The 19,160-nt window shown below is 65.3% G+C and carries 17 protein-coding genes; 9 read left to right on the top strand and 8 right to left on the bottom strand.

What is annotated here, in order from left to right; translation table 11 throughout:
- Nucleotides 1–20 precede the first annotated feature (20 nt).
- Nucleotides 21–1,448 (bottom strand): MFS transporter, encoded by a 1,428-nt coding sequence (locus tag VQ044_RS17970; protein ID WP_327648590.1) that lies wholly within the window; start codon nt 1,446–1,448, stop codon nt 21–23.
- A 152-nt stretch (nt 1,449–1,600) separates the two neighbouring features.
- Between VQ044_RS17970 and VQ044_RS17965 the strand changes: the two genes are divergently transcribed.
- Nucleotides 1,601–1,732, top strand: a complete 132-nt coding sequence (locus tag VQ044_RS17965) for a hypothetical protein (protein ID WP_327625502.1) — start codon at nt 1,601–1,603, stop codon at nt 1,730–1,732.
- A gap of 50 nt (nt 1,733–1,782) precedes the next feature.
- Here VQ044_RS17965 and VQ044_RS17960 read toward each other — a convergent pair whose 3' ends face one another.
- Complete coding sequence (locus VQ044_RS17960) at nt 1,783–6,687, bottom strand: NAD-glutamate dehydrogenase (protein ID WP_327648589.1); 4,905 nt, start codon at nt 6,685–6,687, stop codon at nt 1,783–1,785.
- Nucleotides 6,688–6,803: 116 nt separating this feature from the next.
- Between VQ044_RS17960 and VQ044_RS17955 the strand changes: the two genes are divergently transcribed.
- Both VQ044_RS17955 and VQ044_RS17950 read left to right on the top strand, forming a co-directional pair.
- A complete protein-coding gene (locus tag VQ044_RS17955; RefSeq protein ID WP_327648588.1) occupies nt 6,804–7,382 on the top strand; it encodes a peroxidase-related enzyme in 579 nt (192 codons plus the stop codon).
- A gap of 181 nt (nt 7,383–7,563) precedes the next feature.
- Nucleotides 7,564–8,796 (top strand): NADH:flavin oxidoreductase/NADH oxidase family protein, encoded by a 1,233-nt coding sequence (locus tag VQ044_RS17950; RefSeq protein ID WP_327648587.1) that lies wholly within the window; start codon nt 7,564–7,566, stop codon nt 8,794–8,796.
- Between the two features lie 189 nt (nt 8,797–8,985).
- Here VQ044_RS17950 and VQ044_RS17945 read toward each other — a convergent pair whose 3' ends face one another.
- From VQ044_RS17945 to VQ044_RS17925, 5 genes are all read right to left on the bottom strand, one after another.
- A complete protein-coding gene (locus VQ044_RS17945) occupies nt 8,986–9,273 on the bottom strand; it encodes a helix-turn-helix domain-containing protein (RefSeq protein WP_327648586.1) in 288 nt (95 codons plus the stop codon).
- A 256-nt stretch (nt 9,274–9,529) separates the two neighbouring features.
- Nucleotides 9,530–9,730, bottom strand: coding sequence for a hypothetical protein (locus VQ044_RS17940; protein ID WP_327651117.1), 201 nt, complete (start codon nt 9,728–9,730; stop codon nt 9,530–9,532).
- Between the two features lie 75 nt (nt 9,731–9,805).
- Nucleotides 9,806–10,444, bottom strand: a complete 639-nt coding sequence (locus VQ044_RS17935; protein ID WP_327648585.1) for a TPM domain-containing protein — start codon at nt 10,442–10,444, stop codon at nt 9,806–9,808.
- A 2-nt stretch (nt 10,445–10,446) separates the two neighbouring features.
- Nucleotides 10,447–11,265 (bottom strand): TPM domain-containing protein, encoded by an 819-nt coding sequence (locus VQ044_RS17930; protein ID WP_442872948.1) that lies wholly within the window; start codon nt 11,263–11,265, stop codon nt 10,447–10,449.
- A 61-nt stretch (nt 11,266–11,326) separates the two neighbouring features.
- The gene (locus tag VQ044_RS17925; protein WP_327626230.1) at nt 11,327–11,953 is read right to left on the bottom strand and encodes a LemA family protein; all 627 of its coding nucleotides are present in this window, start codon (nt 11,951–11,953) and stop codon (nt 11,327–11,329) included.
- A 124-nt stretch (nt 11,954–12,077) separates the two neighbouring features.
- Between VQ044_RS17925 and VQ044_RS17920 the strand changes: the two genes are divergently transcribed.
- The 5 genes from VQ044_RS17920 (at nt 12,078) to zapE (ending at nt 16,094) form a co-directional block, all read left to right on the top strand.
- Nucleotides 12,078–12,335, top strand: a complete 258-nt coding sequence (locus tag VQ044_RS17920) for a hypothetical protein (RefSeq protein WP_327626231.1) — start codon at nt 12,078–12,080, stop codon at nt 12,333–12,335.
- A gap of 11 nt (nt 12,336–12,346) precedes the next feature.
- Nucleotides 12,347–13,240, top strand: a complete 894-nt coding sequence (gene pdxY / locus VQ044_RS17915; RefSeq protein ID WP_327648584.1) for a pyridoxal kinase PdxY — start codon at nt 12,347–12,349, stop codon at nt 13,238–13,240.
- Nucleotides 13,241–13,339: 99 nt separating this feature from the next.
- The gene (locus VQ044_RS17910; RefSeq protein WP_327626233.1) at nt 13,340–13,993 is read left to right on the top strand and encodes a carbonic anhydrase; all 654 of its coding nucleotides are present in this window, start codon (nt 13,340–13,342) and stop codon (nt 13,991–13,993) included.
- 200 nt (nt 13,994–14,193) lie between these two features.
- A complete protein-coding gene (locus VQ044_RS17905; protein ID WP_327648583.1) occupies nt 14,194–14,766 on the top strand; it encodes a protease inhibitor Inh/omp19 family protein in 573 nt (190 codons plus the stop codon).
- A 158-nt stretch (nt 14,767–14,924) separates the two neighbouring features.
- The gene (zapE, locus tag VQ044_RS17900; RefSeq protein ID WP_327651118.1) at nt 14,925–16,094 is read left to right on the top strand and encodes a cell division protein ZapE; all 1,170 of its coding nucleotides are present in this window, start codon (nt 14,925–14,927) and stop codon (nt 16,092–16,094) included.
- 248 nt (nt 16,095–16,342) lie between these two features.
- Here zapE and VQ044_RS17895 read toward each other — a convergent pair whose 3' ends face one another.
- Nucleotides 16,343–17,566 (bottom strand): GGDEF domain-containing protein, encoded by a 1,224-nt coding sequence (locus tag VQ044_RS17895; protein WP_327648582.1) that lies wholly within the window; start codon nt 17,564–17,566, stop codon nt 16,343–16,345.
- A 481-nt stretch (nt 17,567–18,047) separates the two neighbouring features.
- On the opposite strand from VQ044_RS17895, the gene mdh reads away from it, so the two are divergent.
- Nucleotides 18,048–19,010 carry a malate dehydrogenase gene (gene mdh, locus VQ044_RS17890; RefSeq protein WP_327626237.1) on the top strand — a complete coding sequence of 321 codons (963 nt, stop codon included), beginning with the start codon at nt 18,048–18,050 and terminating at the stop codon, nt 19,008–19,010.
- The last annotated feature ends 150 nt before the right edge of the window (nt 19,011–19,160 follow it).

The raw sequence follows: 19,160 nt of genomic DNA, 5'->3' as shown, positions 1-19,160 counted from the left end.
GTCCCAAAAATAGATCTAAATCAGGCTAATGGCAACCGACTTGTCTCGCTGCGTCTCGGCCCCTGTGTCCGTCCCAGCAGCGCCAGGCCGACGATCAGAAAGAGGATGATCGCCGACATGCCGATGCGCGAGGCGGTCACCGGATCGGTCAGCGCCGCCGCGATGGCGGTTAAGGTCGCCACCGCGCCAGTCGCCAGGAACGACGTCGCCCGCCCGGTGAATGCGTAGAAGCCGAAATAGCGCCCCGCCTCGTCCGGCGTCACCGCCTGAGCGAGCCAGGAGCGGGACGAGGCCTGCACCGGTCCGAAGGCGAGGCCGATCAGCAGCCCCCAGCCGATGTAGCTCTTCTCTGCCGCGGTCGCGAACAGGCCGGTCGCCTCGGACGGCGCGAAGACGACCAGCCCGAAGGCGGTGAAAGCGGGGGCGGTCGAGACAATTCCGATGGTCGCCACGATCAGGCAGAGGATCGAGGCGGTGATCACCGCCTTCGAGCCGAGCCTGGCGTCGAGAACGCTGGCGCCGAGGCAGCCGAGGATCGCGGTGACGTTGAGGATGATGCCGAACAGGCCGCTTTCGGTGATCGACCAGCCGAACATGCCGGCCGCGAAGGCCCCGCCGAGGACGAGCAGGGCGCTGACGCCGTCCTGATAGATCATCCGGGCGATCAGGAAGCGGAACAGCGCCGGCCGCGTGCGTATTTCGCGCCAGGTCGCCAGAAGGTCCTTGAGACCGTCCCGCGCGGCGACGGTGATCGGCTCGGCCTTCGGGCGGTCGGGGGTGAAAAGAAACATCGGCAGGACGAAGACGAGATACCACAGCGCCGCCAGGGGTCCCGTCGCGCGGGCGCCTTCCCCGGCGGCCGGGTCAAGGCCGAACAGCGGCTGGAGACCGAGAATCGTGCGGCCGGTCGCGGGCGAGCCGGCGAGGAAGGCAAGGGTGAAGAACAGGAAGGTGATGCCGCCGGCATAGCCGAGGCCCCAGGCGATGTTGGAGACGCGACCGATCGAATCGCGGTGAACCAGCCGGGGAATCATCGCGTCGTTGAAGACGATCGAGAACTCGGCGGCGATTTGCGCCAGAACGATCAGGAGGGCGACGAGGACGAGCGGCGAGCCGGGGGCGGCGAACCACAAGAGGGTGAGGGCGCCGATCTGCACGACGGCGAAGCTTGCGATCCATGGTTTGCGCGGACCGGCGCGGTCGGCGATCGACCCGAGAAACGGCGACAGCAGCGCGACGACGATGCCGGTGAGTGCCACGGCGCCGCTCCACCAGGCTTGACCGGTAGCGGGGTCCGGGGCGAGTTGCGAGACGAAATAGGGGCCGAAGACGAAGGTGATGATGACGGTGAAGAAGGGCTGGGCGGCGAAATCGAAGGCCATCCAGCCCCAGACGGGCCGGTGGCGAAGAGGCATGCGATAGGGTGGGGAGTCGCTTGCTGGAATCATCCGGGGCCTCGTCGGTCGGCGTTCCAAACAGCCATGCACCGAGCCATGGCGCCAGCGCAATCCATCTTGATCGGCGCGATTGCTGCCCATGGTCGGTAGGTGCGTGCTAGTCTGCGGTTCGCATCAATCAGGATGCCTTGAGGGAATCGAACATGGCCAAGGGTCAAATGCGCAGCAACAAGGAAACCCGCAAGCCGAAGGCGGACAAGGCGAAGGCCGTGGCCCCGGCCACCGTGCCGGGCAAGTTCGCGCCGCAGGAAAAGAGCGACGGCAAGAAAAAATAGGCGGGGATGGAGCCTGGGTCCGGGCGCCGCCTCTGCCAGGCGGCCGCCCGCTATCTGGCAAGATCCGACAACAGCCCCGCCGCGACGGTGAGCCGCGCGACGGAGGTCTCGCCGGTCCCCGCCAGCGCAGCGATCTGGCCGGCGATGCGATCGACGGCGCCGCGCCGCCTTTCGGCCCAGACGCCGGCGGCGTCGCCGCCAGCGCCGCCCTGCTGCCGCAGGGCCGCCGCGGTCAGCGATCGCCGGGCTCCGGTGATTTCGCTGGCGGCGCGATCCAGAGCCAGCGTTTCGTAATAATCGGGGGTCTGCAGGGTCAGCAACGCCGCTTCGAGCCGGCCGATTCCGAACAGGCGGGTGATGCCGAAATAGGTTTCGATCGTCGCCTCCAGCGACGCCGATGTTTCACGTGAGACAGAGGCAATGTCCGGCACCAGCGACAGCAGGGGCAGCAGCGCGATCTCGCTGGCGAGGTCGGCGGGCACTCCCTTTTCGATCCAGCTATCGGCGCGGGCCTTGGCCTCCGCGCGCGCGGCGTCCGTCGCCAGATGCAGCAATTTCGGCTTCAGCTGATCAAGGGCGTCCCGGCTGCTCACGACCGCCCCGGTGAGGCCGGCCTCGAAGAGCTCGTTCTGGGCGTACCAACGGGTCGTGCGGTGGAGAAACCGCCCGATCTCGGCGTAAAGCGCATTCTGGGTTCCGCCGAACAGCTGACCGTCCAGTGCGTCCACCCGCTCATAAGTCGCATTGATGTCGAGGCCGTCCTTCGCCGCCACGAAAGCGCGCACGATCTGCGAAGGAGACGCACCGCGCGCCTCGCGCATGACGGTGACGAAGGTCGGGCCGGTGCGATTGACGATCTCGTTGGCCAGGACGGTCGCCACGATCTCGCGAGACAGCCGGTGGCCGCGAATATCCCGGGCGAAGTCGTGGCGCATCGGTACGGGAAAATAGTCCAGCAGCCGATCCTCGAAATAAGGATCGTCGGTCAGCGTGCCGGCCACCAGCTGGTCGAACAGCGTGATCTTGGCGTAGGCGATGAGGACGCCGATTTCCGGCCGTGTGAGGCCGCGACCGCTGCCCCTGAGATCGCCGATCGCCGTCTCTCCCGGCAAGGTCTCGACGGAGCGATCGAGGGTCCCTTCCGCTTCGAGAACCGTCATGAACCGGGCCTGGAGCGCCAGCGCGCCGGCTCCCTCCCGCTCTTCCAGCGACAGCGCCAGGGTCTGTTCGTAGTTGTTGGCGAGCACCAGTTCGGCAACCTCGTCGGTCATGCCGGCCAGCAGCGCGTCGCGGTCGCTTCGGGTCAGGCGGCCGGCCTCCATCGCGTTCTTCAAGGCGATCTTGATGTTGACCTCGACGTCGGAGGTGTTGACGCCGGCCGAATTGTCGATCGCGTCGGAGTTGATCCGGCCGCCGTCGCGCGCGAATTCGATCCGGCCCTTCTGGGTGACACCGAGATTGGCGCCCTCGCCCACGACCTTGGCCCGAACCTCAAGGCCGGTGACGCGGACGGCGTCATTGGCGCGGTCGCCGACATCGGCGTTGGATTCCGCCGTGGCGCGCACATAGGTGCCGATGCCGCCGAACCACAACAGATCGGCGGGCGCCTTGAGGATGGCTGTGATCACTTCGGCGGGTGTTCCAGAGAGTTTGTCCCAACCGATCGCGCCCGCAGCCTGCTCCGAAATCGTGATCCGCTTCTCGCGCCTGGAAAAGACGCCGCCGCCTGCAGACAGCTTGTCCGTGTCGTAGTCGGCCCAGGATGAGCGCGGTTTTTCGAACAGGCGCTGGCGCTCGGCGAAGGAGACCGATGGGTCGGGATCGGGATCGATGAAGATGTCGCGATGGTCGAAGGCGGCGATCAACCGGGTCTGACGCGACAGCAGCATTCCGTTGCCGAACACGTCGCCGGACATGTCGCCGCAACCGACGACGGTGAACGGCTCGACCTGGATATCACGATCCATTTCGCGGAAATGACGCTTCACGGCCTCCCACGCGCCGCGCGCGGTGATCCCCATCGCCTTGTGATCGTATCCGGCCGAGCCGCCGGAGGCGAAGGCGTCGTCCAGCCAGAAATCGTTCGACTGGGCGATGGCGTTGGCGGTGTCGGAGAAGGTCGCGGTGCCCTTGTCGGCGGCGACGACGAAATAGGGATCGTCGCCGTCATAGCGCGTAACGTCGGATGGCGGCACGACCGCGTCCCCGACGATGTTGTCGGTGACCGACAAAAGCGAGGCGATGAAGACGACATAGGCCGACCGGCCGGCGGCGAACCAGGCATCGCGGTTAGAGGCGTCCGGGAGGCGCTTGGGATAGAAACCGCCCTTCGCGCCAACCGGGACGATGACGGCGTTCTTGACCTGCTGCGCCTTGACCAGACCGAGCACTTCAGTGCGATAGTCCTGGGCTCGGTCCGACCATCTCAGACCGCCGCGGGCGACGCGCCCGAAGCGCAGATGCACGCCTTCGACGCGTGCGTCGAAGACGAAGATCTCGCGGAACGGAACCGGGGCGGGCAGTCCCTCGACCGCTGCGGATTCCAGCTTGAAGGCGAGCGCCGGAGCTACCCGCCCAGGCTCGGAATCCGCCTCGGTCGACGTTCCGTCGATGGCGAAGAAATTGGTCCGCAAGGTGGCGAGGATGGCGCCCATGAAACGCCGGATAATACGGTCATCGTCGATGGAATCGACCGCGTCCAGCGCCTCGATGATGGCGGCGTGAACCGCCTCGGCTCCCCGCTCGGCGGCCAGGCGGACCTGACGGGCATCGGGCTCCTCGATCGCATCGCGGCCGGTGGCGGCGCCGCCGCCGCGCAGTGCGGATTGCCCCGGGCCGAAAGCGGTTTCGAACAACTCCCAGAGCCGTGCCGCGATCGCGGGATGGCGCAGCAACGCGGTCGCCAGAAAGTCCGGTGAGTAGGACAGTCCGGCTTGCCGCAAATAGCGCGAATAGGCGCGCAGCACGTTGGCCTTGCGGAAATCAAATCCGGCTTCGAGAACGAGCGCGTTGAAGCCGTCATCCTCGATTCCGCCCGCCGTGACGGCGGCAAAGGTTGCCTGCAGGGCGGCACCGTCATCGTCGAGCAGGATGTCGCCGCCATGTCTGCGGGTAAGATCCATATCGTGGAGATGCACGCGCTCGCCATCGGGCCGCGTGACGGGAAACGTGCGTTCGGAAACGACGGAAAATCCCATGTTCTCGAGGATGGGCACGCGGGTCGACAGGGTGACGGCGGCTCCAAGGTGATAGATTTTCAGACGCAGCAAATCGCCGCGGTCGCCGGCGCGTCGGTAGAAATCCACCTTGAGATCGCGATCCGGCGACAGGCCGTCGATGACCGCCGCGTCGGTAACCGCTTCCTCCGGCGCGATGACATCGCGATAGCTTTCCGGCAGACCGGGCACCAGTTTGCCCAGTTCGTGCGAGCGGCCCGCCTGGGCGAGCGCGCTGACGAAGGCGTCCTCCCAATTCTTCGCCAGTTTGACGATCCGCTGCTCGATACCCGTGACGTCGACGTCCGGCGTGGTGCCTTCCCCACGGCCGATGATGAAGTGAACCCGCGCAAGAGGCCCGTCCGGAAAGGCCGGGTAATAGGCCGAGACGCGACCGTCATAGGCCTCGGCGAGCAACAGGCCGATGCGTTCGCGCAGCCGCGTGTCGTAACGGTCGCGCGGAACGAAGACGAGCACGGAGACGAAACGGTGGAATCGGTCGATGCGCGACAGAACGCGCACGCGCGGACGCTCGCCGAGCTCGACGATGGTGGTCGCGAAGCGCTCCAGAAGGTCGACGTCCATCTGGAACACCTCGTCGCGCGAATAGGACTCCAGCGCGTTGAGAAGGGCCTTGGCGGAATGGGATCCCGGACGAAGCCCCGACCGGCTGATGACCGTCTCCGCTTTCAGGCGGAGATAGGGGATGGTGAGAATCGACTGGGTATAGGCGCTCGAGGTGAACAGGCCGACGATGCGCAATTCGCCGGTGAAGTTACCGGCGGCGTCATATTGCTTGACGCCGACATAATCCATGTAGGTCCGACGGTGAACGATCGAGCGGGCATTGGCCTTGGTGACGATCAGCGGGTTCGGGGCTTTCAGGAAAGCGCGAATCTCCGGTGTGGTCGTCATCGACCGGCCGTCCCGCCCGAGAATGCGGAGGCGGGGATCGGCCAAAATGCCGAGCCCGGCGTCTTCGCGTCGCTCCAGCGCCTCGCCCTCGGCATCGCCGAGATAGTCGTATTCGCGGCAGCCGAGAAAGATGAAATTGTCGTCGCGCAGCCACTCGAGCAGATTGGCCGATTCCTCGACGATGATCCGGGTGCCGTCAGAAGCGAGGCCGCCGGCCCGCTGGCGCAGCCCGTCGACCGCGTCGCTGACGCGATCGCGCATGGCGCCGAAATCGGCATTGGCCTGCGCGACTTGGGTCAGGATTGCCTCCAGGCGTGCGCGCAACGCCGGCGCGGCATCGGCGCCGATGGGATCGATGGCGAACTGGATGAGGCTGGTGCGGTCCGGCTCTGCCTGGGTCTCGTCGCTCGCATGCGAGGCGGAAAAGCTGTTGATCTCTCCGTCAGCGCCCCGCACGACGTCCAGAATCGGATGGGAAATATAGTGGATCGCCGGCGCGGTCTCGGCGATCTCGGCGGTCACGGAATCGAACAGGAACGCCATGTCGTCGCTGACCACGGTGACCAGGTCCTGCGGCTCCTCGCCGTGCAGAAATGCTTCCGGTCGTTCGATCGCCACGACGAACCGGCCCCGGCGATGGGCATCGAGCGCGGCGATGCCGGCCCGCGCGGCGGCCGCGAGGGCCTCCGGCTTGAAGGCGGCGAGATCCTCGGCTGGCGGGCGGGCGAACAGCAGCGGCGCAAGAACCGCTTCCGGCCGACCGCCGCCGATCACTGCCTCGACGGCGCTGAGGATCGCGGATTTGCTCGTATCGTGATGGTCCATAATCGCCATCCCTTTCGGCGTCGCCTGTGGTCTACAGAACCCTATCATAGGGGAACGCGGGCGATCTGCGACGTTTCGCCGTGCAGGTCGCCCGCTGGGCGTTTTTCGGAGGAAGCATGACCAAGCATGATGACCGCGCGGTTACCGCGCTCGATCTCGGCGTCGCCGAACCATTGTCGGAACGCACCAGGGCCTATTTCGCCAAATGCGAGGAGAAGCTGGGCCTCGTTCCCAATGTGCTCATCGCCTACGCCTTCGACGAGAAAAAGCTTGAGGCGTTCTCGACCTTCTACAACGAGCTGATGCTGGGGGAGAGCGAGATCGACAAGGTCGACCGTGAGATCATCGCGGTCGTCGTTTCCGCGATCAACCACTGCCATTATTGCCTGACCGCGCACGGCGCCGCCGTCCGGCAGCTTTCGGGCGACGCGAATTTCGGCGAGACGATCGCGCAGAACTGGCGCGCGGCCGGGCTCGACGCCAGGCGGACGGCGATGCTGGATTTCGTGGTCAAGCTGACCGAGCGGCCGGACACGATTATCGAGGCCGACCGGCAGGCGCTGCGCGACGCCGGTTATTCCAACCGGGCGATCTTCGACATTGCTTCGGTGGCGGCGTTCTTCGCCATGTCGAACCGGGTGGCGTCAGCCACCGACATGAAGCCGAACGCCGCGTATCATGGCATGGCGCGGTGAGGGAGCAGTGGCGTGGGTGTCGACATGCCGGCGGTCAGGTCGACCTGAAACTGCCAATTTTTGCTTCGGGATCAAGCGACTGACGACTCGAAGCAACGTTTCGTCCATATTTCAATGAATGGCTCGCTTCGAGCCCAAACTTGAGGTCCTGTAGCGGGGCGTCAATTTTCGTGGATGTAGATTGAAGCCGAAAAATCTGTTTGTGAAAGTTTATATGCAACAACGTGGAATTCTGTTTGAGCCGCTAAAACTGCCCTGTGGAGTAACCCTGAAGAACCGGATTGCGAAATCGGCGATGTCGGATTCCCTGGGCGACGGAACCGGCCATCCGACAGCCGAACAGATCCGGCTGTATCAGCGTTGGGCGGGAGGTGGACTGGCCGTATCCATCATTGGCGAGGTGCAAGGCAACGCCGCTTATGCCGAGAAGCCCGGCAATCTGGTGCTCAACGAGACGTCCGACCTCGACCGTTTCCGGGAACTTGCCCAACAGGGCAGCGAAAACGGCACTGAGCTCTGGCTGCAACTCGGTCACGCCGGGGCGCTTGCTTACGCGCCCACCAGTGCGCCCAACGGTCCGAGCGCCCTCGATCTGCGGGGTCTGCGCTGCGGGGAATTGTCAATTGAGGAGATTCATCGACTGCCCTTTGAGTTTGCGAGGACAGCCCGTTTGGCGCGGCTGGCTGGTTTCGGCGGAGTGCAGATTCATGCGGCGCACGGATTTCTGCTCAGTCAGTTTCTATCGCCATTGTTCAACAAGCGGAGCGACGAATACGGAGGGGCGATCGCCAACCGTATGCGGCTTCTGCTGGAAGCCGTTGATGCAACCCGCGCCGCTGTCGGGCCGGATTTTCCCATCGCTGTGAAACTCAATTCCTCAGACCAGCTCGAGGGCGGCCTTGACGAGGACGACGCGCTCGAAGTCGTGGCAGCGCTGGACCGGTCTTCGGTCGACCTGATCGACATGAGCGGCGGGACTTACTTCCCAGGAGCAAAGTCCGCTTCCGACGGTGCTGGACCCGGACCCTACTTCTTGAAATTCGCCAAGCGCGCCCGCGCGATGACGACCAAGCCGTTGATGCTGACGGGCGGTTTCAAGACACGTGCGCAGGCCGAGGACGCGGTGGCCAGCGGTGCGATCGATATCGTCGGTCTCGCCCGCGCGCTTGTCCTTGAGCCGTCACTTCCCGACCTCTGGAAAGCGGATCAGAAACCAGAGCCGGCCTTTCCCAGGTTCGCCAGTGCCCCAGAGGGCGGGATAACCGCGTGGTACACGATGCGGTTGACCGAGATCGGCGAGGACAGAGAAAATGAGGATCTCGGCGATCTCCAGCGCGCTATCCGGGACTATGAAGCGCGCGACAAAGCTCGAACGGAGGTCTGGTTACGTCACTTTGCCAATGACGTCGTGTGACAACCTTAAGTGGTGATTCCCATCTATGTCCGCTCAGTCCGGCATTGCGGCCATTCACCCCGTGCAGGGCGAACGCCGGACTACCACCCGGTTCCCAGTGAGCCCGCCCACATTTCTCCTCAGATCTCCACCAGCCGGTCGTCGAGGGTCATGTCGGCGTGTGACCGGACTCGTGAAGGGAGCCGATGCTCAAAAGTCGTGTGAGCCGCCGCTCGCCTCGATCGATTGCTCAACTGCTTCCGGGTAGTACGCGATCGTCCACAAAACGGCACGCCCGGCGGCGTCGGGCTTCGAGCGGCCTTGCTCCCAATTGCGGATGGTCGAGACGTCAAGTCCGTAGCGGAGTGCGAACTCATCCTGTGACAGCCCGGTCCGCTCTCGTACGAGGCGCGAGTCGACCTCCGGCGTTTCATGGGGGCGCGCGACGACGCCGACGGCAGCCAGCTCGGACAGAAGCCGGTCGCGGTCTTCGATCACAAGGAGCTAGCAGGACGGCGCTCCTTGCGCCTGCCAAGAGATCGGACAGCGCGCGATGGGCTGTTCGAAGCGAAACATGCCGCCGGGCCAAAATGCGCGCGGCTTCGGGCGTGTTTGGTGCGTCGCCAAGCCTAAGGCTCAGCCTTACGGGTGAACCGGAGGGGACGCGGCCGATTTCCCGGATTTGCACCCGTTGTCCGAACCGCTCCTTCAATGAGGATTTCGTCGACATCGAGCTTCTCCATGATGCCTTTCATCAAACCGCGCAATCGCGCCGTTCCCAATGACCTGATCCCGCGCCGCCTATGTGCACTTCGCGAAGCGCCACCGAACGCTCGGTCAATTCGATGACGCCCATCATGGACAGCGTTCCATGGGGTGAGCGAACTTCGATTGTGACGATGGGATCATCCGTGCCATCGACGTCGAGCGTCAGGTCGATGTGATCGGGAGTCACCCGCGACTACTTTATATATACGCAAATTGCGTAGTTATCCAGACTCATGATCAATCCCTAACCTGACATTTCTCCTCAGATCTCCACCAGCCGGTCGTCGATCTCGTTCGGATTGGCATGGTCGCCGGGAAAATGCGCCGTCAGGATCGCGCCGGCGGCGGTAACGGCCTGGACATAACCGTCGGCCAGACGGTTGTCCCGCGCGGCGGCGATGAGGTCGGCGACGATGGCGTCCCAGGCCTCCTGCGGTACCTTGGCGGCGATCTCCGCGTCGGCGACGATCTCGGCATAGCGCTCGGCTTCGGAGACGAAGACGAGGACGCCGGTGCGCCCGACGGTCGTGTGAATGTTGTGGGCGAAGAATTGCGACAGCGCCATGCGATGGGCGCGGTCCTCGGCAACGGCACGCGGCACGAATACCATGCGAAGCCGGGGCACGAGCGCGAACAGCGCCAGCAGAGCGAGGGTGGCGGCGAGCTGGCTTGTCACCAGCGCAAGGCCCGAGATCGCAAAGCCGGCAAGCGGCGCGAACAGCGCCGCCAGCAGCGCGGCGACCAGCGACAGGGCGAGTGCGATCGTCGCCGGCACGAAGACATAGGCATCGCTGGTGCGCGCGAAAACCGCGTAGATTTCCCCGGTGGTGGTCGCTTCCGCGGCGCTGATCGCCGCGGCAATGCGGGCATGGTCGGCTTCGGTGAAACTGAGATGCGCCATCGTTACCAACTCCCCGACGATCCGCCGCCGCCGAACGATCCACCGCCGCCAAAGCCGCCGCCGCCACCCGAAAAGCCGCCACCGCCCGACCGCCGCGACGCGCCGGCCGCATCGAGCGCCCAGATCATCCCGAGCCAGCGATAGCGGTTCTTGCCGATCTTGCGGCCGTGTCGGCGGGCCAGATTGGTCATCACGAAACTGCCGATCACGAACACCCAGACGCCGACGAAGAACAGCGTGAACAGCCAGTCCGAGACCTCGCCGCCGGACCAGGATTCGTTGCGCTTGGCGCGCGCTTCCAGCTCGGCGGCGTCGCCGGACAGGACCTGCAGGATGCCGTCGACCCCCTTTACGATCCCCGCCGGATAGTCGCCGCTTCGAAAGGCCGGCAGGATGTCGTTCTGGATGACCAGCGTCGACAGCGCGTCGGTCAGGGTGCCTTCGAGGCCGTAGCCGACCTCGATCCGCACCTTTCGGTCGTCGCGGCTGACCAGCAGCAGGACGCCGTTGTCCTCGTCTTTCTGGCCGATCGCCCACTCCCGCGCCAGCCGATTGGCGTAATCGGCGATCTCGGAGCCCTGAAGATCGGGAACCGTTGCCACCACGACCTGGTCGCTCGATTGCGCTTCGAAGGCGGCCAACTTCTCGGTCAGCGCCGCCTCCATGCCCGGATCGAGCAGATCGGCGGTGTCGACCACGCGGCCGGTCAACGGCGGGAAGTCCTGCGCCGCCGAGGGAGCCATGCCCCCCAGCCATAGAGCCATCGCGAGGAGCAGCCACGCGGCGGCGCCACGGGTCTGCGGCGTGACTCGGCCAGTCATTGGCCAAGACCGGGTGGCGCGCATATCGGGCCGCGGCGTCATCGCCATCTTGGCGTGCTCCTCACTTGCCGAAATCGACCTTGGGCGGTGTCTCGGCGCCGGCGGTCGCGGTAAAGGCCTGCATCTCCTTGGCCTCCGGATAGAACAGCGCGGCGATCCAGCGACCGGGAATGGTCTTCAGCTCGGTGTTGTAGACGCGGACCGCGTCGATATAGTCGCGGCGGGCGACCGAGATGCGGTTTTCGGTGCCTTCGAGCTGGCTCTGAAGCGCCAGGAAGTTCTGGTTGGATTTCAGGTCCGGATAGCGTTCGACCGTGACCAGCAGGCGCGACAGTGCGCCGGACAGCTGATCCTGGGCTGCCTGGAATTTCTGGATGGCGGCCGGGTCGGTCAGCTGATCGGCGTTGATCTGCGTCTGCGTCGCCTTGGCGCGCGCCTCGACCACGGCGGTCAGCACCTCGCGTTCCTGCGCGGCGAAGCCTTTTACCGTCTCGATGAGGTTGGGGATCAGGTCGGCGCGGCGCTGATACTGGTTCTCGACCTGCGCCCAGGTGGCCTTGGCCTGTTCTTCATAGGTGGGGATCGCGTTGATCCCGCAGGCCGACAGCAGCGGCGCCACGATCGCCAACACGAAGGCGGTTACGATCGGTCGGAACCGGGGCGGTAGGGCGGCGGCAAGTGACGGCATGGTGGGTCTCCGGTCAGGGGCGGCGCGGCCCGTCGGCGCTTATGTAGACCATCTTCGCGCTTTCCAGAAGTCGAATGACACGCCCAAGGTTGCTCTCTTCAGGCTTTTGCGACAGAGATTTCGCATGACCGGCCATCATCACGACGACGAGCGCCAACGCGAGGCGAAAGCCATCCTCGAACGCGTGCGGCAGGAGACCGAGCCGCAGGTCGGCGGCCACACTGAGGCGATGCTGTTCAGGACGCGCGATCATTTCATGGCGCGCGACGCCGATCCAAACGATCGGATCGAGGTCATCGGCACGCGCATCGGACGTCTTGCCGCGATCGTCGGCTTCATCGTCTTCGCCGTCCTTCTCGCCATCCAGCTCGCAAGCGATTGAACGGCCGCCCCATGCCGACAGCCAAGTCCATTCAGCAGAGCGACCGGCCGGCCGTCATCTCGGTGTCGAGCCATGTCGCGCGCGGCACCGTCGGCAACCGCGCGGCGGTGTTCGCGCTGGAAACCCTCGGCTTCCCGGTGTGGTCGGTCCCCACCGTGACGCTGCCCTGGCATCCGGGCCACGGGCCGGCGACTCGCATCGTGCCGCCCGGCGCCGAATTCTCGGACCTGATGGACGATCTGGCCGGATCGCCCTGGCTGGGTGAGGTGGGTGCCATCCTTACCGGCTATTTCGGCGCCGAGGATCAGATCGCGCCCACCGCGCGGCTGGTCGAAGCCGTCAAGCGCGCCAATCCGAAGGCGATCTATATCTGCGACCCGGTGATCGGCGATGGCGGCCGAATGTATCAACCGCAAGCGACGCTCGCGGCAATCCGCGATCTGTTGATCCCGCTTGCCGACATCGCGACGCCCAATCGCTACGAGCTGGAATTCCTCAGCGGCCTCGAATTGACCGACAATGCCCATCTGATCGAGGCGGCGAGCGCGCTCGGGCCGCCGACCGTCATCGTCACCTCGGCCTTTGCGATGCTGCGCGGGGGGATCGGCAATCTGCTGGTGCGCGATTTCCAGGCAATGCTTGCCGAGCACAGGATTATCGAGAACCCGCCGCATGGCCTCGGCGACCTCACGACGGCGGTGTATCTAGCCCGCGTGCTTGCCGGCGTCTCCGAGGAAAAGGCCCTGCAGACCACCACGGCGACCGTGTTCGAGATCCTCGCACGTACGACGAAGCGCGGTGCCGATGAACTGACGCTCGAAACCGACAGCGATAGCCTCAGGCATCCGATGGCGATGGTCCAGACCCGCCGCCTGGCCTATCCGGGCGGCAATCGCCGAGCTTGATCGGTGCGACCATCGGGTCGAATGCGGACGACCACAGGGCAATTGATTGCGCCCACAGGGCAATTGATTGCGCCGCAGCGAATCGCTACTGATCGCGGCATGACGAAATTTCTTCCCGACCACCTTATCAATGGCTACCGCGCCTTCGTCGACAAGCGGCTGCCGCAGGAGCGCCAGCGCCTGCGGCAGCTCGCCGAGGTCGGACAAAGCCCCAAGACGATGGTCATCGCCTGCTGCGATTCCCGCGCCGCGCCCGAGACGATCTTCGACACCGCGCCGGGTGAGATCTTCGTCGTGCGCAACGTTGCCAATCTGGTGCCGCCCTACGAGCCGGACGGCGAATTTCACGCAACCTCGGCCGCGCTGGAATTCGCCCTGCACGCGCTCAAGGTGGAGCATGTGGTGGTGCTCGGCCATGGCGGCTGCGGCGGCATTCACGCCGCGCTGTCGCCGGCCGCAGAGCCACTGTCCCCAGGCGATTTCATCGGCAAGTGGATGAGCCTGCTCGATCCGGTCACGCGGGCGGTCGGCGCCAACGACCACATGACGGCGAACGAGCGGCAGGCGGCGCTGGAGCGCATCGCCATCCGCTATTCGATTGCCAATTTACGGACGTTTCCCATGGTCGAGAACCTGGAAAAGGAGGGTAAACTGTCGCTGCACGGGGCCTGGGTCGACATCCGGTCCGGCGAACTCTGGGCGATGAACCCGGAAACCGGGGATTTTTCCCGCGCGCTGGCCGACGCGGCCTGATCAAGCCGGCCGCTGCATCGACGCAGCGGCGGTCCGCCGGGCCGGTTTTCGTGGATTGTGGGTCACAGGATGGGATTTCTGTTGCATTTCGACACAATTGCGCCTTGCGAAGCGTGGCACTGGTCCGCTTTATGACAGGGAAGGTCTTGGGCGGTGTCGACCCGGGACCGCAAGAGAAAAGACATGCACGGGGAAATCTCATGACCAATTGGACCAGAACGGGAGCCGTTCTCGTCACACTGCTCCTGGCGGCAGGCTGTTCGCGATCGATGCCGTCCTTCGAGAGCAGTGGGCCCGCGCCGCTGACGCCGGCGCCCCGGCAGCGGGTCGCGGTCAGGAAGCTGCCGCCGCCGCCACCGCCGCCGGCCCCGGCCGCGTCACAGAATTCCTCCTTTGAGAGCGAAACCGACGTGACGGCCAACGAGACGGACCAGAATGCCTCGTCCGACAATTCGGCAAGTCAGGAGACCCAGGTCGCGTCCGTCAGTAGCGGGCCGATCTCGCGCAACTCCGTGCTCGGCGCCTACAAGGTGACGACGACGGGCGGCAACTGCCAGATCATCCTGTCGCTGACCAAGTGGACCGGCGGCTATCGCGCGGCATCACGCGGCTGCCCCGGCGCGGTCGCCGACGTTAGCGCCTGGGACGTCTCCGGCAATCAGGTCGTGCTGAAGGATTCCGGCGGCTCCAACGTCGCCAATCTCAACTCCTCCGGCGGATCGCGCTACGAGGGCCGCACCAAGAGCGGGCAGCAGATCAGCCTCTACCGGTAGGAACCGGCGCCGGACAGCATCGCTCGCCGCGCTGTCCGGCCACGCTTTGGAAAACGCCCGGCTCTGCGGTGCGTCCGCAAGCCTTCGCCGTGATCTTGGCGCGGGATGCGGCGGACCCGGCCTGCCGCCAGCTTTCCCAACGGACCCTTCGAGGAACGATGCCGAGCACCGCCACGCGCGACGACAGGAAGGCGCAAGGACCTGTCCGCTCGGCGCTGGAGCATTTGATCGCCATCAAGGAGATCGAGGCGGACCTCGGCCAAAGAGCGCTTGCCGACCGGCTCGACCACATCGATCAGACACTCTCGGCCGCCACCGTCGCCTCGAAAAAGAGCGCCCTCGGCTGGCTGTTCGGCAAGAAGCGCGAAGCCGACCCGATCCGCGGCGTCTATATCCACGGCGATGTCGGCCGCGGCAAGACCATGCTCATGGATATGTTCTTTCGCCAGAGTTCGGTGTCGGCGAAACGGCGCGTGCATTTCCACGCCTTCATGGGCGACGTCCACGAGCGCATCGGCGCCCATCGCAAGGCGGTGAAGGCGGGCACGGCCAGCGGCGACGACCCGATCGGCCCGGTCGCCGGCCAGATCGCCAAGGATGCCCGCCTTTTGTGCTTCGATGAATTCGCGGTGACCGATATTGCCGACGCGATGATCCTGTCGCGGCTGTTCAAGGCGTTGTTCGAGCAAGGCGTGGTGCTTGTCGCGACGTCGAATGTCGCGCCCGACAATCTCTATCGCGATGGTCTCAACCGGCCGCTGTTCCTGCCGTTCATCGACATTCTCAAAGCCCACACCGACATCGTCGCGCTCGACGGCGCGGAAGACTACCGGCTTGCCACGATCGGGCGTGACGACGTTTATCTCTCGCCGCTCGATTCGACCGCCGAGACCCGGATGGACGCGATCTGGCTGACGCTTCTCGACGGCGCCAAGGAGGGCGTCGCGTCGCTGTCGGTGAAGGGGCGCACGGTAAAGGTGCCACGCGCCGGCAACGGCGCGGCGCGTTTTTCCTACGACGATCTGTTGAAGCGCCCGCTCGGCGCGCAGGATTATCTGGCGATCGCACGGCGCTTCCACACGGTGATGCTCGACCGGGTTCCAGTGATGGACCAGGCTGAGCGCAATGAAGCCAAACGCTTTATCACCCTCGTCGACGCGCTGTATGATTCCGGTCGCCGGCTGGTAATGTCGGCCGAGGCATCGGCGGAGCGGCTCTATCGCGGTCGCTCCGGCGCCGAGGCTTTCGAGTTCGACCGCGCCGTCTCGCGTCTCGTCGAAATGCGCTCGGACGACTATCTGGCCCGGACGTCCGGCGCCTCCGGTTAATACCAACCTGCGGTGATAGGAACCCATTCGACCGGGACGATCGCCGATGCCTGGCAAGGATCGGGACGACGCGCGATGCGGCGCATCGGGCGAGGCCCGGGACGAAGCTAGGCGCGGCGAGCGTCCGGCCTTCGGTGGGCTGTACGGGCTTGCCGGACTGCGTCGCACCGCTTGCCCGATGCGCCGCATCGACCCGCGCGTCGCTCCTGGCCGGACAAGCCCGTTCAGCGCCATCGAATGGGTCCCTATCACCGCAGGTTGGTATAAAGCGCTAGTTGATGGGGTTCGCGTCGGAACTCGCCTGCCGGCCGCTGGGAAATCTCGGCCCAGGCCGCGACCGGTTCCGATGGACGGGTGCCAGCTCCATCGCGCGGCCGGGCAGCCCGCGGCTTTCGGGCCGCTACGACGCAATTTCGTCCGGCGGCCTTCGCCCGATAGAGGGCGGCATCGGCGTCACGCCTGACCGACCCGGGACTGCCGCAGCGGTCGGTCTGGCTGACACCGATGCTGACCGTCAGGGGGGCGGCGTCGTCGATCTCCCCGAAGTGCTTCGCGGCGATGAGACGCCGTAGATGCTCCGCGCGGCGCATCGCGGCCGGCAGATCGCAATTCCAAAGCAGAACCGCGAATTCCTCGCCACCGTATCGCGCCACCATATCCTTTTCGCTTTCGAGGCGCCTCAGCACATCGCCGACGGCGGCAAGCGCGCGATCGCCGCAATCATGGCCGAATCGGTCGTTGATCGTCTTGAAGTGATCGACGTCGATCATCATCAGCGCAAACGGCCGAAGCGGCTGCACCGTCGTCCATTCCTCGAGCCGCTGGTCGAACGCCCGTCGGTTGGCAAGCCCGGTCAACGGGTCGGTGAAAGCATCAATGAGCAGGGATTTCTCCCGCGCGATCAAGCTATCCTCACGGCGCATCAGCGCGCCGAGAAGAAGGGTGGCGAGGATACAGGAGGCCATGAGCGCGGCGACCGAAAGGCCGATGGAGGTAGCGGAGGCCTGGATCGGCAGCAATGGCAGGAGCAGGGCCTGACAGGAGATCGTCAAGCCGAGGAAGAACAGGCTCGCGAGGCTGGCATGGCTGCGCCGGCGCCAAGTGTGCCACCAGAGCAGACCGGCGACGACCCCGAAGCCAAGAACGGCGAGACCGATGCCCGTTCCCGCCCCGCCGACGGCGATGCGGTAAATACCGGCGGCGGCGGCGGCGATCGTCGCGGGCAACGGTCCACCGAAGGCGGCGGCCAGCGCGACCACGATAATTCTCGCATCGATCATGATCCCGGGCAGGGGAATGGACGCCTGCAGCATCGTGGCGATCGCCGCGGCCCCGAAGACAAGCCCCAGGGTCACCGCTTGCGTGCCGCCGGGCCAGCGGGCGCGGCGAAGGGCTCCGTAGCTTATGGCGAGGAGGGCCAGCAGGCCGACATCGTTCGCCAGATCCAGGATCAGATTCACAGGCAGGTACATTCGGGTCGGCATCCTCGTCTGGCGGTCGAGCCGGTCAGGAGCCGGTACGATCCCGGATCGGACGGCGCGATGCCAATCGTTGATCCACTGCAATTACGTTTGGCGGACCGGTTTTGATCCTTGCGGCGAACGACGACGGTCGAACAGGACTAACAAAGCGCTAAAGCGCCACCGCCCGTAGGATCGGGAACGTCTAATATTCTTACTCTTACGTAATACCCGGATATTATAACCGATTGAATTCGCTAGAGCCTAATTGCCATGGTTGCATCCGCGGGCGGCCCGGTCTATTGCGTCGCCGCAACGGGGGCACCGTTCAGGGGCTTTTGGCATCGCGCTCAGCCGAATTTGCTGTTGCGGCTCCCCGCGACGACGGATTTCGGCAAACGGAGCGAAGGCTCCCTTGGCCCGGTCCGCGCACAACCAGCGGTCCGCTCCCGGTCTGACGCCGAAGCCGGCCGGTAGCAGGAGGAAAGCGGCCTTGGCCCGTTCGAAGATCGCACTTATCGGTTCCGGCATGATCGGCGGCACGCTCGCACATCTGGCGAGCCTGAAGGACCTCGGCGACGTCGTCATGTTCGACATCGCCGAGGGCACGCCGCAGGGCAAGGCCCTCGACATCTCCCAGTCCGGTCCGGTCGAGGGCTTCGACGCCCGCCTTTCCGGCGCCAACGACTATGCCGCCATCGAGGGCGCGGATGTGTGCATCGTCACGGCCGGCGTGCCGCGCAAGCCGGGCATGAGCCGCGACGATCTGCTCGGGATCAATCTGAAGGTCATGGAGCAGGTCGGCGCCGGCATCGCCAAATACGCGCCCAACGCCTTCGTCATCTGCATCACCAACCCGCTCGACGCGATGGTCTGGGCGCTGCAGAAATTCTCCGGCCTGCCCAAGGCCAAGGTGGTCGGCATGGCCGGCGTGCTCGACTCCGCCCGCTTCCGCACCTTCCTCGCCGAGGAATTCAAGGTCTCGGTCGAGGACGTCACCGCCTTCGTGCTCGGCGGTCACGGCGATACGATGGTGCCGCTCACCCGCTATTCGACAGTCGCTGGCATCCCGCTCACCGATCTGGTCAAGATGGGCTGGTGCTCGAAGGAGCGGCTGGAGGAAATCGTCCAGCGCACCCGCGACGGCGGCGCCGAGATCGTCGGCCTGTTGAAGACCGGCTCGGCCTATTACGCCCCGGCCGCCTCGGCGATCCAGATGGCCGAATCCTACCTCAAGGACAAGAAGCGGGTGCTGCCCTGCGCGGCGAACCTCAAGGGCGAATACGGCCTCAAGGACATGTATGTGGGCGTGCCCTGCGTGATCGGCGCCGACGGTATCGAGCGGGTGATCGAGATCGACCTCGCCAGTGACGAAAAGGCGCAGTTCGAGAAGTCCGTCGCCGCGGTGAAGGGCCTGATGGAAGCCTGCGCGGAAATCGCGCCGAAGCTGAAGTGATTTTGCCGGGCCGCCATTGAGCGGCCCGTTCCTTTTCCCCTCCGCGCCGAGGACGACAGATGAACATCCACGAATATCAGGCCAAGCAAGTTCTCAAGGGTTTTGGGGCGCCGGTGGCGGCGGGCGTGGCGATCACCGAGGCCTCGCAGG

The organism is Aurantimonas sp. C2-5-R2 (genome assembly GCF_036549495.1).
Taxonomy (GTDB): Bacteria; Pseudomonadota; Alphaproteobacteria; order Rhizobiales; family Rhizobiaceae; genus Aurantimonas; species Aurantimonas coralicida_A.
The sequence above is the reverse complement of the archived record's forward strand: the minus strand, read 5'-3'. Positions and strand labels throughout refer to the sequence as shown.